This is a genomic window from Priestia sp. SB1 (genome assembly GCF_038898415.1).
The window spans coordinates 672052-685908 of sequence record NZ_JBBJSS010000002.1 but is presented as its reverse complement, the minus strand read 5'-3'; the positions used below and the strand labels follow the sequence as shown (position 1 = coordinate 685908).

The 13857-nt window shown below is 30.4% G+C and carries 19 protein-coding genes; 16 read left to right on the top strand and 3 right to left on the bottom strand.

All coding sequences use genetic code 11. From position 1 onward, the window contains the following. The first annotated feature begins 219 nt into the window (after positions 1-219). Both WKH56_RS09165 and WKH56_RS09160 read left to right on the top strand, forming a co-directional pair. The gene (locus tag WKH56_RS09165; RefSeq protein WP_342835387.1) at positions 220-1371 is read left to right on the top strand and encodes a tetratricopeptide repeat protein; all 1152 of its coding nucleotides are present in this window, start codon (positions 220-222) and stop codon (positions 1369-1371) included. 149 nt (positions 1372-1520) lie between these two features. Beyond that, positions 1521-1958 carry a hypothetical protein gene (locus WKH56_RS09160; RefSeq protein WP_342835386.1) on the top strand — a complete coding sequence of 146 codons (438 nt, stop codon included), beginning with the start codon at positions 1521-1523 and terminating at the stop codon, positions 1956-1958. A 49-nt stretch (positions 1959-2007) separates the two neighbouring features. On the opposite strand, the gene WKH56_RS09155 is transcribed toward WKH56_RS09160, so the two are convergent. Then, a complete protein-coding gene (locus WKH56_RS09155; RefSeq protein WP_342835385.1) occupies positions 2008-2352 on the bottom strand; it encodes a hypothetical protein in 345 nt (114 codons plus the stop codon). A 138-nt stretch (positions 2353-2490) separates the two neighbouring features. Continuing rightward, positions 2491-2883, bottom strand: a complete 393-nt coding sequence (locus WKH56_RS09150) for a hypothetical protein (protein ID WP_342835383.1) — start codon at positions 2881-2883, stop codon at positions 2491-2493. Between the two features lie 513 nt (positions 2884-3396). Between WKH56_RS09150 and WKH56_RS09145 the strand changes: the two genes are divergently transcribed. The 11 genes from WKH56_RS09145 to WKH56_RS09095 all read left to right on the top strand — a co-directional run bounded on the left by WKH56_RS09145 (position 3397) and on the right by WKH56_RS09095 (position 11261). Further along, positions 3397-4233: a hypothetical protein gene (locus tag WKH56_RS09145; protein WP_342835382.1), complete on the top strand. Its 837-nt coding sequence runs from the start codon at positions 3397-3399 to the stop codon at positions 4231-4233. Between the two features lie 492 nt (positions 4234-4725). Further along, complete coding sequence (locus tag WKH56_RS09140) at positions 4726-5202, top strand: hypothetical protein (protein WP_342835380.1); 477 nt, start codon at positions 4726-4728, stop codon at positions 5200-5202. A 165-nt stretch (positions 5203-5367) separates the two neighbouring features. Next, on the top strand, positions 5368-5823 hold the full coding sequence (locus tag WKH56_RS09135) for a hypothetical protein (RefSeq protein WP_342835378.1): 456 nt from the start codon (positions 5368-5370) through the stop codon (positions 5821-5823). 184 nt (positions 5824-6007) lie between these two features. Then, positions 6008-6523, top strand: coding sequence for a hypothetical protein (locus WKH56_RS09130; protein ID WP_342835376.1), 516 nt, complete (start codon positions 6008-6010; stop codon positions 6521-6523). 125 nt (positions 6524-6648) lie between these two features. Further along, positions 6649-7134: a hypothetical protein gene (locus tag WKH56_RS09125; RefSeq protein ID WP_342835374.1), complete on the top strand. Its 486-nt coding sequence runs from the start codon at positions 6649-6651 to the stop codon at positions 7132-7134. Between the two features lie 201 nt (positions 7135-7335). Next, a complete protein-coding gene (locus WKH56_RS09120; RefSeq protein ID WP_316911121.1) occupies positions 7336-7755 on the top strand; it encodes a hypothetical protein in 420 nt (139 codons plus the stop codon). Between the two features lie 214 nt (positions 7756-7969). Further along, entirely contained in the window at positions 7970-8167 is a 198-nt protein-coding gene (locus WKH56_RS09115) for a hypothetical protein (RefSeq protein ID WP_342835372.1), read from the top strand. A 207-nt stretch (positions 8168-8374) separates the two neighbouring features. Next, positions 8375-9049, top strand: a complete 675-nt coding sequence (locus WKH56_RS09110) for a hypothetical protein (RefSeq protein ID WP_342835371.1) — start codon at positions 8375-8377, stop codon at positions 9047-9049. 170 nt (positions 9050-9219) lie between these two features. Continuing rightward, positions 9220-9915, top strand: a complete 696-nt coding sequence (locus tag WKH56_RS09105; RefSeq protein WP_342835369.1) for a hypothetical protein — start codon at positions 9220-9222, stop codon at positions 9913-9915. A gap of 126 nt (positions 9916-10041) precedes the next feature. Further along, positions 10042-10695 (top strand): hypothetical protein, encoded by a 654-nt coding sequence (locus tag WKH56_RS09100; protein ID WP_342835368.1) that lies wholly within the window; start codon positions 10042-10044, stop codon positions 10693-10695. 116 nt (positions 10696-10811) lie between these two features. Beyond that, entirely contained in the window at positions 10812-11261 is a 450-nt protein-coding gene (locus tag WKH56_RS09095; protein ID WP_342835367.1) for a hypothetical protein, read from the top strand. A 32-nt stretch (positions 11262-11293) separates the two neighbouring features. Here the strand turns inward: WKH56_RS09095 and WKH56_RS09090 are convergent, their stop codons facing one another. Beyond that, complete coding sequence (locus WKH56_RS09090; protein WP_342835366.1) at positions 11294-12424, bottom strand: flagellin; 1131 nt, start codon at positions 12422-12424, stop codon at positions 11294-11296. A 193-nt stretch (positions 12425-12617) separates the two neighbouring features. Between WKH56_RS09090 and WKH56_RS09085 the strand changes: the two genes are divergently transcribed. From WKH56_RS09085 to WKH56_RS09075, 3 genes are all read left to right on the top strand, one after another. Continuing rightward, positions 12618-12980, top strand: a complete 363-nt coding sequence (locus WKH56_RS09085; protein ID WP_342835365.1) for a hypothetical protein — start codon at positions 12618-12620, stop codon at positions 12978-12980. A gap of 2 nt (positions 12981-12982) precedes the next feature. After that, on the top strand, positions 12983-13207 hold the full coding sequence (locus WKH56_RS09080) for a hypothetical protein (RefSeq protein WP_342835364.1): 225 nt from the start codon (positions 12983-12985) through the stop codon (positions 13205-13207). A 113-nt stretch (positions 13208-13320) separates the two neighbouring features. Further along, positions 13321-13818, top strand: a complete 498-nt coding sequence (locus tag WKH56_RS09075; protein WP_342835363.1) for a hypothetical protein — start codon at positions 13321-13323, stop codon at positions 13816-13818. Positions 13819-13857: the final 39 nt, after the last annotated feature.

Sequence of the window (13857 nt, the reverse complement as noted above, 5' to 3'; positions counted from 1 at the left end):
AATGGTAATATGTTCAACTTTTAACATCCAAAAAATATGATAAATGTAAAATTTATGTGTCTAAAATATTATATCAGATCAAGACTATAGAATCGTTTTTAAAATGCTAATAATTTTTTTATAATTACTCATCAAATTAGAAATCAAATTAAATTCTTTATGCTAATTTTTAGATTATAATAAACGAAGACTATAACTATTTAACAAGGAGAATCCATTTTGAACTTTGAAGAAATCGATTTTACAGAATATGAGACTAAGTATGAAGAACATATAAAACTTGCTAACGACTATGTAAATAAACTTGAGAAGCAAATTACTAAAGAGCCCAATAATACTAAATTAAGAAATAACTTAGCCATATCCTTAATGGAAGCAAATCGTTATGAGGAAGCCTTTTTTCATTTTGAGGAAGCAGCAAAGCGTGACCCAAATATTCAATCACTTTTTAATTTGGCTTTTTTCTATTCTACGGAAGGTAAGCCAATAACAGTTGAACCGGCCGTTGAAGAAGAGAAGCCAAAAAACAAAAATTCGGAAGAAGAGATAGAGGAAGAAGAGGAATATAGTTGGGAAATAGCTGATGATGAAGCTTTTGAGCTGTTAGAAAAAATTATAAAATTAAATCCGCAACATTACTTTCCATATAATTTAATGGCAGAGATGTATATGAAAAAAGAAGAGTATGAAGTAGCCATTACTTTTTTAGAACGCGCTGTCGGCCATACACCTTCTCTTGAGAACTTACATAATCTTGGTATGTGCTATTACAAAAAAGGAATGATAGAAACAGCTGTAGACTATTTCGGTAAGGCTCACGCACTTCGCACAGAAAGAAATTTAACATTATGGCCAATGCTATGCTATGGCGTTTGTCTAGCTAAATTAGGAAGAAAAGAGGAAGCTAAGGCAGTTGCTAAGGAAATGTTAATTTTAAGCATAAAAGAAGAGCAAGAGTTTCAGTCTGATATTGCAGAAATTTATTACTTCATAGATGATTACGAAGAGTTTGTTAATGAATACTCAAAATTAGATTGGGTTTTTTATTCCGTAGAATATTTACCACCATATTTTTATTCTCTGTGGAAACTTGGGCATACAGAAGAGATTGAAAAATTAGCAGCCAAAATAATTGAGAATAAGGAAAAAGAAATAGAAGAAGTGCTAAATGATCCTGAAGAGTGTGATGATTTCGATCCAGTAGAGTATGCAGCTGAAACAAGAGAAGAAATAGCATTTGTTAGAAAGACTATACAAGATGTATCCGCTGGCATCAGACCTACTGTGAGGTTTGAGCCTTATTTAGAAACAACTTGTTATTTCTATGGTTGTTTTAGACACAATAACCCAAATTTAAATTATGAAAGATAACAACCACTGTAACATTTATAACAAAGATAAGACCTCTGTATGGAGGTTTTTTTTGTCGTATTGAGTTATTAAAATAATTATTCACTAAAAATTTCTTAAAACTATTTAGTGAATGGTACAGTATTAAAAAATAAAAGGAGACATAAAAAATGAATAACATACTTAATGATAATGAGTACGACAGCAATGTTGAATTGCCTGATAAGGAACCTTTATTTAATCTGCCTTACCTTTATATAAACACAAAAAATAAGCATTATAAGCCTTTAAAAAGCTATATAAAAAACAATATTGTCGTGGCAACGTCTCATAGGGATCTACCAACTATTGAAAAAGTGGAGTATAACAGGAACAGCGGTTACGGGTGCTGTTATGCTTATGGAACTCTTGAGGAATTTGGCCAACGGTGGTCCAAATTAGATGTAAAAATTATTAAGCCTGTAACAAACGAAGAAATAGTTAAAGTGCTGGAACATAAGGTTAAAACAATTGAAAATCTTACACTCAAAGAAGCTCTTAAAGAGGTTGATGGAGATTTCTCGTTACTTATTGAGGCCTTTGAGTTACCGGTTAACTTTTATGATTAATAAAAAAAAAGCTCAATAAGTAAATTGAGCTTTTTTAAAATCTATTCTTTTAAGAACAAGAATTTAACTTTTCATAATCCTTAAAAAAGTCTTTTCGTGTGTACCTAAAATAACTAGGATAGAATTCAGAGGCCTCTTTAGATACAAATTCCACTAACTTCAAAGTTTTAATTAGTTCTTCACGACTTTTTACATTATGATGTTCAAATATAGCATCCCAAATATAGGTTTCATTACAAGGTGTTTCAGATTCTGGAGAAGTTCCATATGCAAATCCACACCAAGGGCAAGCATCATAAGAGAACCAAGTATCATAACCCTTATCGTCGCCTTTTTGTAACATAGCCTTTGTACATTTTGGACATTTACCACCATAAGTTTCTACATCTGCCATTTTAATTCCTCATTTCATTAATATTTATGAATTGATTATAGAATGTAAAAAACATTATTGGATAAAAAAACAAAAAAGTTGTATCAAAAAAGAAACAGGCAACTAATCCAAACTAGGGTTAGTTGCCTGTTTCATATATTAGTGGATTAAAGAAAAATCTGTTGAAGGGAATTTATTTAAGAATTCCTCTATAGCCGTATGAATTGTACGTTCTTTAGGATTCAGAAATACAATTTTAAATTTACACTTTTCAATAAAGTTAATAAAAGTCTCAACAGCCTTCTTAGTATTTAATTGAAAAAGATTATTAAATATTAAGGTATCTCTTTCTTGAGTCTCTATTATACTTTTAATAATAGAATAGCCGCTATTAAAAAAGGCGCAATCGATAACAACTGCTTTTAGACCAGTATTTTTTATCGCTTCTTCGGTTATATGAATTTTACTACATCCAAATTTTTCAATGGTAGAACCTGATATGACAGAAATCTGCTCTTTAATAATCATTTCTTTTACCTGTGTTACATCCATAGTAACACCCCGCTTTCTTTTATTCCTTATATTATATTTTCGACACATTTATTAGTATATAAAAAGCTGGAACGTTAGTTCGCTTACATAATAATTCCATTATAAATGTGAAATTACATCTTGACAAGAGTTTTCCATTGATGGGAGAGGGTTTCATAGGTGTTTTTCCGTATTTTTTCCTCAAGTTATACACAAAATACACGTATAATATTCCGTGATTTTAGAATTGGAATTTATGAGTTATGCTAAATTTATTTAAAAAACCGGTAAAAATACAATTTAACTAAAATTCCTAAAGTTATAAATAAAGAAGTTGTGCAAATATGATGATCTTCTTTTATATTTTTGCTCTATAATATTTTTTTGTACAAATTTGAATGTAAGTATCGCGTTAAAAGAAAAAATTTTATATACTAGTAGAAGTCAAAAATATATCTTTAGGTACATTCCTTTTGTAAATAGAAAATATTTAAAGTTTTGAGGAGAAAAAATATTATGCTTTCAGATCAAAGTATGTTCAATGAAGATGACTTCGTTGATTTTCTTATTAATACATCCCCCAAACCATATAGCTTTTGTACAAGTGCAGAAGATGGTTTTAAAGAAGTTTCCCTAGCAAAAGTAGCTGATCCAACGGGAAGCTATGTAGTAGTTTTGGATATTTCACTAGTAGGAATTTCTACATTAGAAAATTTGTTTCCAAAAGAAGCGAAGAAATTTTGTGGTATATATTTTAAATACGGAGACTACTTTATATACACAGAAGATTCTATCTTTGGAGAGATAGGGGAAGCCTGTACAGAGTTTCAAGTGTACTCTCAGGAGAAGCTTTTTCATCAACTTTATATGGAAGCAAACGCTGAACTAACAGCAAGATATAAGGATTTAAAGGATGAAGAAGGGAAGCCAGTATTTGAAAAGCTAATCACAAAAAGAAAAGGTAAAAAAGGGCTTCCTATGGGGATTTATAAGTTTAGAAAATATGAACCATACGATATTCTTCAGCAATATATAGCGAATCCTGCTGAGGCAGTATCTAACTTTATAGATAAGTACGTAGAATTTAATAAAGAATGTAAAGCAGAGAAGACCGCAAGACTTGGACAAATGCTTTATGATAATGAAACTTTTAAAAGAGCTAGAACCGCTTGGGTAACATTAGAGTCTGGTGATCGTAAAAAAGTTAAAAATGAAATTAAAATACTTGAAACTGTTGTTAGAATTGGAACTGCAGCTGATAGCGTGGAAATAGATGATGTAGTTAGCATTGAATATAACACGGCTTCAATTCCATTATTAACTGATAAAAATATAAAAAGTAATCACATAGAAGAAGTACCATTTCTATAAATTAGAACTAAAATAATTTAATTTAAAAACGCACTATTAAAACTGTTTTCTCATTAAAAACAATTTTAATGGTGCGTTTTATTTTTAACATTTATTAAGTAGTTTAATAAATTAATCAGGACTGGAAAAGGCTGTTCTTCACTTTCAAGCGGTTGTCATTGTTTTCTCTACAGCCACAACCCTCTTGGCAAACATAAGCATTTTTTGTGCATTCACTGGGATAAAATACAACGTTTTTAGTATTTCCGCAAAACAAGCATTTTTTAATTTGGGACATAAATAACATTTTATAATCCTCCTAATTAAAATCTAAATACTGAATTTCGTATTTTTCTTCCTTAAATGCATTTCTTTTGTAATTTACATTATTAGCTAAGCCTTTTTAATCTATACCCAAAATAATACAAATAAACTTATTAATATTGAAATAATTAATGGCTTTTTTTAGTCAATTAGTTATTATCTAATAATTACAGATAAAGAGGTGAAACAATGAATAGATTCTTAAAACAAATTCCTGATGCTGTTGTTTTCTTTGCAATAACAAATTTGACTTTATTTCCATTTGGAGTGTTTGCACAAGCGATAGCAGCTGACTCTGCAGCGTTAGTTCCTTTCTATTATTGGCCAGCATTTTACTTAATCTTTCTTCCTAACTTGTTCTTCCTCTTATATTTTATAAGCAAGTACAAAAGATTTAAGTCCGGAAAGGTTAAAGATAATGGCAACAGAAAAGACAATAAGGTATTGGTGTTTTTATATCGTCACAGTATATTAGTTATATTTTTAGTACTAGTAAATGTTAGTGGATTAACGGCTTTTTTAGACCTTAGAGGTCTGTTTAGTATGAGTGAAACCCCAAATGTTAATGTCAATATTTTATTTGCAACAATCATACCGAATCTAATAATAATGGCAGTATACTCTCTTATATACACTATCTGCATTAAACGAAAAAACAGTGATTAAGTAAATTGCTGTTTTTTATTCCTTTAGTTATACTAATTACAAAAATTATATATTTTATAGTTCTTACTATTTAAAAAAATGTAAATTTAATGTAAAATATGCACTAAAATATTAAAGCTTTAAAGTAGAAGTGTAATTACGAAAAGAGATAAGGAGAATACATAAGTGAACTTTACGTTAGAAAACAAAAACCCTAAAGAAAAGATGTTTATTAAATTTAACAAAGCAGGATATGACGATATGACTTCTTTATATTTATCCTCCGGTCTAAGAGAGTTTATTAAGTACTTAGAGATGGATTACATAGAATTGGGCTATAACTTGGATTATAAAGTGTTGGCTGTAAAAATTAACAGAACCAAAGGCTTACGTGTCTGTAACGATAACGGGAAGCTTAAGGCCGCAGTAGCTACTACAACTTTACTTCGATACCTAATTAATTTGTTACCAGAAATTAAGTTATGCACAGCTTATAATTTAGTAAAGGTTGATAAGGATATATTAGCAATGAATACCTCCTTAATAGATGCTAAAAAAGTTAACCCAAAAAATTTATGCTTCACTTGGATAGAAGAAAATAGGTATAAACGCAAGAAAACACAGTTTAATAAAGTTTATTGAGTATATATGTGCAAAAGGAATTGGATAAAGTGTCCAGTTTCTTTTTCTTGCGATATAATTACAACTAAGGAAGGAATAATTTAGGAAGGAATAATTTTATACAATGCTTAGCTATATAAAAAAGTTAAATGGAATGCAAAAGTTTTTAGTAGTAATAATCTTGTTTGATATTCTTATCTGCATAATGAAAACAAAAGGCTACTATTTTTCACTATTAATGAACACCGGCAACCTTGCCTTAACAGTTCTTTCAGTAATAGCTGCATTTATAGTAGCATTTCAATTTAAATCAAAAGCAAGAAAGTATGCCGCTATTTGTGTGTTAATACTTTGTTTGCCTATACTTTTATTCAATTTCATCCTTAACGCTCTACTGATTGATAACTCTTATAGCACAGTGAGGTATCCAAGTGGTCCTCATAAAATAACTATTGAGTATCGAAATGCTAGCTTAGGAGAAACTCATCATTTTTATAATTTTTATAAAACAACAGTTATCCCAGGCGTTAGCAAAAAAATTAACACTGATTTAGTGGATATTATGACTAGAAGCTATGTGGGAGATGATCTTGCGCTATTGGGTACTGATGATGTTAAATGGTCTAAAGGTAACAGCGTTATAACATTTAGTTCTCCATACGCTACTACTGCTATAAATCTTAAAAAAGATGAGGTTTATGCAAATTTAATTAAGGATTAAAGCTTTGTTCTAAAACATATTTTTAAATTATTTTGCCTGCAAATCCATAGAAGGCATTAATATATAAAAAATGTTTTTATAATCTGCCTTATTGATTATGAAGCAAGCAAAAAGGAGAACTAGTAATGAGAAAAAATTATTTAGTAGTAGGTATAGTTGATGACGCACCAGTTATTGAATTATGGGAAGATAGCACAATTGAAGAGGTAAAAGAAGAACAATTTAGATATGCAGAAGAAGCTGAGCTTGATTTAGACAGAGATATCTTGACTATTTACGCTATTGATCCTAATTCAGACGCTAAGGAATTACACGAGGCATTTGATCTTAAATGGGGTGGAGTATCAACCGGTTTAAGTTATTTAGAAAATGAGCCGAAATTCGTTAGGGAAACTTCTTTCTTGGTTATGAAATTATTTAGAGAAGGAGGAGCACTAAGAATCTACCGGAATACAACATTGGAGCAAGTCAAAGACGAGGAACTAGCAATACTGGATACTGAACGTTATAGACCCGAAAATGACGATTTAGTAATCTTTAAATTTAATTCTTCTGATGAAAAGGAATGCGCAACAGAAGTCTGGAATTACAGTGCTACGCTAGAAATTTAATTACTTTAGATAAAAAAAAGAGTCGTTTTCTATCCTAGAAATGACTCTTTTCTTATTGTTTATTGACTTTTTTATAAGTGCTAGAAATGTTAGTATGAAGTATGCAATACACAGAACAGTTATGCGAACTCAAGAAGAATTATGAAAAGTTATGCAAAATAAATAGATTTATAAAAAATACATATCAGAGCAGGTGATAAAGTGAAAACAGATATTAAAACAAAGGTTTGGGCATCTAATCTGGCTCTAGCAGGTGTAGTTGTTCCAGAAGGATACATTTTTAACGAGTTTAATGTTTTCCAGAAAGTAAATAAAGAAGTATATGTTTATGTAACTCCTGAGTTAGGTAAGCGGTGGAAAGTACAAGCTTACCTTAGAGGAAATGTCACAATGTGTTCTTTAGAGGCTAGAATTAATTATTTAACACATAATGACGGTAACTTAACTACTCAGGAATTAGATGAGCGGTATATCAATAATATCTCTAGAATGTTTGAGTTGGGTGAAATATGGTTGGATAAGTATGGACTTAACTCAGCTGCTATGAAAAATGATATGTATGCTCCTGGTCTTAATTGGCAAGGTGATGATATAACAATAAAGGCTTTTTACGAAAAATAAAATAGGCATAGTCATTTGTGTCGCTTTAATAAAAAAGTAAAAAGAATGCGATCTGCATTCTTTTTTTGTTGAAATAATATTTAATATGTAAAATCTTTTTTCCACTCTATATTCTTCTTCGTTTAAAATAAAGTGGAAATGAACAATTAAAAGATATACATAATTGTGACCTATATATAAATTAGAAATTATAAAGATAGTGAGGACGATACATATGAACGGAGCTACTATAACAGCCTTATTAGAAACATCAGAAGGCGCACTTACTGTTGTAAAGGATGATATGACCAACTCATATAGCATAGGACTTAGAACAGTGTCTAAGCTAGAATGGAAAGATATTAGCAAAGATCTTTACTTGTTATTAATGCAAGAACTAAAAGAACAAAAGGGTATGAGATTTCCTACGTAAAAACACTTCTAATTTTCTAAGAATAAATAAAAAGGATGCTAGCAGCATTCTTTTTTTGTACCATAATAAGCTACTGTAAAAGAAAATTTCCACTTGCTAATAAAACTCCTATATATTCAGAATATATGTATTTTTAGCATTTCTTACCTGTAAATAAATTTCTATTGTATAATTCTTTAGTACTAGAACTGGAGGAGGAAGACATCTATGAAAAAACCTGTATTAATTGGAGCATCACTTGTATTAGCAACATCTATTTTAGGAGCGTGCGGTAAAGAGTCGTCAACCGCTAATGCTGAAAATCAAAAGATTACTCAGTCGCAAGTTGCTGATATAACGTTAAACGGAGAGCGATTAAGCAATAAGAAGATTAAAGAGTATAGAGAAGAGTATATGCAGGCGGGAAAATACGTTGGTATGAATAAGGATACTCAAGCGGTTATTAAACATATGATCTTAAAAGACGGTATGATGAAAGATTTAGGTGTGACTCAAAAAGATATTGATAATATATATGAGAAGGCGGTAAAAGATGGAGCTCCAAGTGTTAAGTTAGATGGTAAGAAAGTTGTAGCTAAAGGAGTAGTTTTAGAAATGGTATTTGAAGATGCCTATGGAAAAAAATACTTATCTACTAGCAGCACAACAGATAGTCTAGCCAAGAAGAAAATGACAAAAGAAGATGAAAAAGGTTTTAAAAACCATATATCTACGATGAAAGAAGACCATCCAATTGGTGATTACTCTTATGTATATTTATTTTATTTAGCTCAAAAATACGATTTAATGGATACAGATAAGTATCAACAGGATCTATTGAATAAAGCAGATATTAAAGGTGTAAAATTACCCAAGTTAAAAACAGATGAAATTATCTTTTAATTACATATCAATGGAACTTACTGTACATATACAGTAAGTTCTTTTTAGTTTGTATAATTAAATATGCTTTGGGATATTTTCAGAATATATGTATTTTTAGTATTTCTTACCTGTAAGTAAATTTCTGTTGTATAATCCTTTAGTACTAGAACTCAAGGAGGAAGACAACTATGAAAAAACCTGTATTAATTGGAGCGTCATTAGTATTAGCAACATCTATTTTAGGAGCGTGCGGAAAAGAATCATCAACTGCTGCTAGTGGAGAAAGCTCAAATCAACAAATAGCTTTATCACAAGTTTCTAAGGTAACGGTAAATGGTAAACAATTAAGTGAGAAGGAAGTAAAACAATATAAAGAAGAATATATGCAGGATACACGAAAAAAACTTACTCAAGACAATCAATCTATTATTAAAAATATAACACTAAAAGAAGAGTTAATGAAAGACCTTGGCGTAACGCAAGAGCAACTTGAGAAAGAGTTTTCTTTAAACGTCGAACGAGTAAAGAATGGCCCAAAAGGATTATCAGTTTCATCTAAAGGTTTGATTTTACACGAGTCACTCGTAAAAGCATACGCAAAAAAATACTTATCAGACGATAATACTTTAAAAACGTTATCTGATTCATTCAAAGGAGATAAAAAAGAAAGTTTTATTTCCAACACTTCTATGATACCAGGGGATAAAAAAACGCCAGGTACATACGATCTACCTTTTAATTATTATAACCTATTCTTATTTTATAACGGCGCTAACAAACACAACGAAGCCGAAGTCCTCAAGTATCAACAGAACCTGTTGAATAAAGCTAATGTAAAAGGTATTAAGTTATCCAAACTAAAAACGGAAGAGGCTATTTTTTAAACTGAAATTGTTCGAGGTTTGCTATATTATGTAGCAAGCTTTTTTTATTTTTTTCTCCAAGGTAAATAAAGGCGTGGTAGTATCTTATAAATTAAAGGTGAATAACCTTACATAGGAGGGCTTATAATGCCAGAAAACACTAATGAAAATACTGTTATTAAAAGGAAAGGAAGACCAACTTATTTCTCCGAAGAGGATACAATAACAAATGAAATTAAAGCGCAATTAAACACAGAACTTTTTAAGCATAAGGATGATTTCATTCAAGCGCATCATCTGCTGGAGGTAGCAGATAGTTTTATCTCTGAGAACTATTGTTTCTTCGTTTCGAGAATATTGCAAGAGGAAACTCAAGAGAACTGGTTTCAAGAAAACATTTCTCGTATAGAAGGTGTTGACTTAGGTTTTTTAGTTTTACAACACTTTAAAGAAACAGAGGGATATATTCAGAGCTTTATTAAAAACTTTATGAAAGATCACGTGGAATCTGTTAAAGAAATATTTTTAACGTCTTTAGCATTCGAAAAATTACAAAAGGAATGGAAAGATAGAGAAAGTTATCAACACACTCTTAAGATTTTCCGAATTCTTAATTCTACACTTAAAGATGAACAGACGGTAACTATTGTGAAAAGAGACGGTAGCAAGGTCACTGTCCCTAAGACATTACAAATTAGTCATAAAGAAATTAGTATAGGTACTCCTACAGAATACGTTCTTGTGGATGATATTAAGGGGTATAAACTTAAAAGTGGGCTTTACTTATTATTATATATCTAAAAAAAAGGGTTCGTCTTATATATAGGCGAGCCTTTTTTAATAGCTATCTTAACAAGATTATATAAGTTATATTTGTATTAGGTATTCTCTACTACAAAAGGGAGGCTTTAAGATAAATGAAGGAACTAAAGATACATAACTGGACATTAGAAGTAGATGTTAAAAAAACTTATGAACAGTATAAAAATGAAAAGTGGGATTTATGCGACTGTACATATTGCTTAAATTTTTTCCAAGCAATGAAAACCACTAGCAGTAAGTTAACTGACTTATTTAACAGTCTTGGAATCATTCCATCAAAATGTGTTCATTTATCTGAATTCGGTCCCACTGAGAGCGGTCTAAACTTGTATATGGGTTGCTACCATATAATAGGCCGTATAAAAGAAGGAAAATCAGTAAACACAAGCAGCTGGGATGATCATAACGTTGCAGAAGTAGATAATTTCTCATTTGTGTTTTCAAAAGATTTAATATTTGTGCCTGGGACTATGCCTTCACCTGTATTGCAATTAGATTTTTCAGTAGAAGTACCTTGGGTTATAGACGAACCTTACGGAACTTAAAAACCCCATAATTAAATGAGGTTGAATAGCAGCTATCCCTTTAGTAACTGCATTGCGTTTTCTCTTGTTTGTTTATTCTCGTTCATTAGCAGAACGATGGTTTGTGCTGTCAATTCATTCTTTGTGAGCTCGCTGCTTGTTTTTTCGAAATCTGTATCCTGTATTTTTGACAGTCCACCAGTATTATTAACTACTTGGTTTTGATAGATATCTATAGCGAAATTAACCTTTTCAAGCTTTGTACCTAAAGCAGTTCTATTTTTTAATAATATACTCATTGCATTATCAAGCTTTGTTAAAGCTTCCTTACTATTAAGATCTAGATTGTTTAAGTCTAAAGAATCTAAGTCAATGCTTTCTGTACCATAGCCCAAGTACTTTAAACCATAACTTTCATAAGGAGTTACGTTACCATCTTCTTTAATTTGCAAACCCTTAAAAATTGTGCCTTCTGTAGAAGTGAAAAATTTAGTATACACTGTTTCATCAGTAGATGGAGTAAAGGAATAAGCCCCGTTTATAACTTGATTTACTAAGATAGAACCGTCATTTCTTTTTAATTCAAGAATCATTGGTTCTGATGAATTAGAATAAGAAACAGTATAGGTTTTACCAGCTTTTAAGTCTAAAGTAGGGTGATTGTAATAAAAATATCCCAACTCGTTTACCTTAAAACTATTTTCATCCTCTAGCTGGTATGCTGTTGGATTCTTAGCAATATATTGTGAAAGATCAAATAGATTATTACTCTTTTGAAAAATGTTTAAGGTATTATAGGTTGCACTCTTAATTGTATTAGTTATTGAATTTACCAGCATATTTGCTTCAGTTTGCAATGAAGCGTGATCGTTATTGGAGAGAGTGCCGTTATGATTTTGTATGGTAAGTTCTCGTATTCTTTGTATTTGATCAATTATTCCGGAGAGATAGCCATCTGCTGTTTCATATAATGATTTTAATTGTAATTCTGTGTTAATTCTTTCTTTACCCTCGTTTAGTTGAGAAGACATTCTTACACTAACATTTGCAGCTGCAACATCATCTTTGGTGGTGTTAATTCTTAATCCAGTAGATAACTTTTCAATATTTTCTAAGGTAAGAGAAGAGTTTACTTTCTGTAAATATTGTAATTTATTATTTCGAATATTGGTTTGTATAAACACAAAGTCACCTCCGTATGAAGGTATAAAAAAATAAGATTATACGTCAACAAATAGAGGTTGTTTTTTAATGCTTATTTTATCTTTTAGTTATTTATAAATAGAGCATAAATGTATTAAATTTATTATAATAAATTTAATATTGTGGTAATATAGTAAAAATCTAAAGAGCAGGTTTTGATAAGGAGGTACTACTTTGAATGAAAAAAGCGGTAGTAGTAATTCTAGGAAAAGAATACTACAAATGTTTGATGACACTATTGGTGAGTCAGAAACTATATCCGCTACAGTAGACGCACTAAAGAAATTACCTATAGATGATATTAAAAGGATACAGGAGGGGAAATTTAATAAGTTTACAGGCGCGTTACCTACAGAGGATCCATTAGAATTTTCAGATGGTCCGTACTTTATACATTACCCGTCCAAAAATTTAAAACAGAAAAAAGCCTTAATAGAGAATGCGACTCTTTTGAAAAAGTGTAAAAAAGAGAACTTTATATTACGTTTTATACGATTTATTTTTCAAATACTACATAAAAGAAAAAAGGATGATTAATAATGCAAACAACGGAAAAAATCCAAGTTATTAAAAGTAATGAATTAAAAACAGCTGCAGATTTAGTTTGTTCACACTGCGGTATTGACCATTATTTAATTGAATCTAAAGAAGGAATAGATTATGTATTTGAAAAACAGAAAAACGATGAATGGTGCATATGCGTACCTTGTAAGGAAAAGTGCGATTCGAAAGAGAAACAAGAAATAAGCAAAAATAGTAAATAAACGTTAGAAAACAGGTGCATAAAATACCTGTTTTTTATTTTTGTATTATTTTTTTAAAAGGCTCCAGAAGTAACTATGATATTAAAAATACACAGTTGCAAAGGAGCAAAAGAATGAACAATTTAGAACTAGCCACTCAATATTTCTTTTATAGCGTATCAGGTGGGGTTTTCCCAGAAATATTCCGTTGGAATTATACAGTAGATGTAGATGAAGGTATTGCTGAATTAGTACAAGTAAGTGAAGTTGAAAAGTATGAAGAATCAGTTCTGGTTAATCTAGAATTTTATTCTGATTATGTAGCTGTTTTAATCTATAACGCAGATAAAAACATAGATAAGATTGTAAATAGGTTATTTTACTCGTTTTGTGGTTATGGTATAGACACGTTTATTGAAGTAGCAGTAATGCCTGATATACATAATAGCCAAAGAATACCTACAAGCCTTACAAAAAAAGAAATTATGGATATCGAAATTAAAGAACTGGAAGAATCAATTAGCTTTTACAGCGACGAATCAGCAAAAATAGAGAAAATACTTAACTTAAGACGTGGAGTTGGGTTATATGAACAGTTCATTATAAATACACAAAAAAAGCATCTAATTTAGTAGATGCTTTTTCTTCGAAACTTCGTGACTTAATACCTG

Excerpts from the sequence above, each read along its gene's own strand:
- WKH56_RS09160 (WP_342835386.1), top strand. The coding sequence starts at position 1,521 with ATGAATAACATACTTAATGATAATGAGTACGACAGCAATGTTGAATTG.
- WKH56_RS09155 (WP_342835385.1), bottom strand. The coding sequence starts at position 2,352 with ATGGCAGATGTAGAAACTTATGGTGGTAAATGTCCAAAATGTACAAAG.
- WKH56_RS09150 (WP_342835383.1), bottom strand. The coding sequence starts at position 2,883 with ATGGATGTAACACAGGTAAAAGAAATGATTATTAAAGAGCAGATTTCT.
- WKH56_RS09145 (WP_342835382.1), top strand. The coding sequence starts at position 3,397 with ATGTTCAATGAAGATGACTTCGTTGATTTTCTTATTAATACATCCCCC.
- WKH56_RS09140 (WP_342835380.1), top strand. The coding sequence starts at position 4,726 with ATGAATAGATTCTTAAAACAAATTCCTGATGCTGTTGTTTTCTTTGCA.
- WKH56_RS09130 (WP_342835376.1), top strand. The coding sequence starts at position 6,008 with ATGAAAACAAAAGGCTACTATTTTTCACTATTAATGAACACCGGCAAC.
- WKH56_RS09125 (WP_342835374.1), top strand. The coding sequence starts at position 6,649 with ATGAGAAAAAATTATTTAGTAGTAGGTATAGTTGATGACGCACCAGTT.
- WKH56_RS09115 (WP_342835372.1), top strand. The coding sequence starts at position 7,970 with ATGAACGGAGCTACTATAACAGCCTTATTAGAAACATCAGAAGGCGCA.
- WKH56_RS09110 (WP_342835371.1), top strand. The coding sequence starts at position 8,375 with ATGAAAAAACCTGTATTAATTGGAGCATCACTTGTATTAGCAACATCT.
- WKH56_RS09105 (WP_342835369.1), top strand. The coding sequence starts at position 9,220 with ATGAAAAAACCTGTATTAATTGGAGCGTCATTAGTATTAGCAACATCT.
- WKH56_RS09100 (WP_342835368.1), top strand. The coding sequence starts at position 10,042 with ATGCCAGAAAACACTAATGAAAATACTGTTATTAAAAGGAAAGGAAGA.
- WKH56_RS09095 (WP_342835367.1), top strand. The coding sequence starts at position 10,812 with ATGAAGGAACTAAAGATACATAACTGGACATTAGAAGTAGATGTTAAA.
- WKH56_RS09080 (WP_342835364.1), top strand. The coding sequence starts at position 12,983 with ATGCAAACAACGGAAAAAATCCAAGTTATTAAAAGTAATGAATTAAAA.
- WKH56_RS09075 (WP_342835363.1), top strand. The coding sequence starts at position 13,321 with ATGAACAATTTAGAACTAGCCACTCAATATTTCTTTTATAGCGTATCA.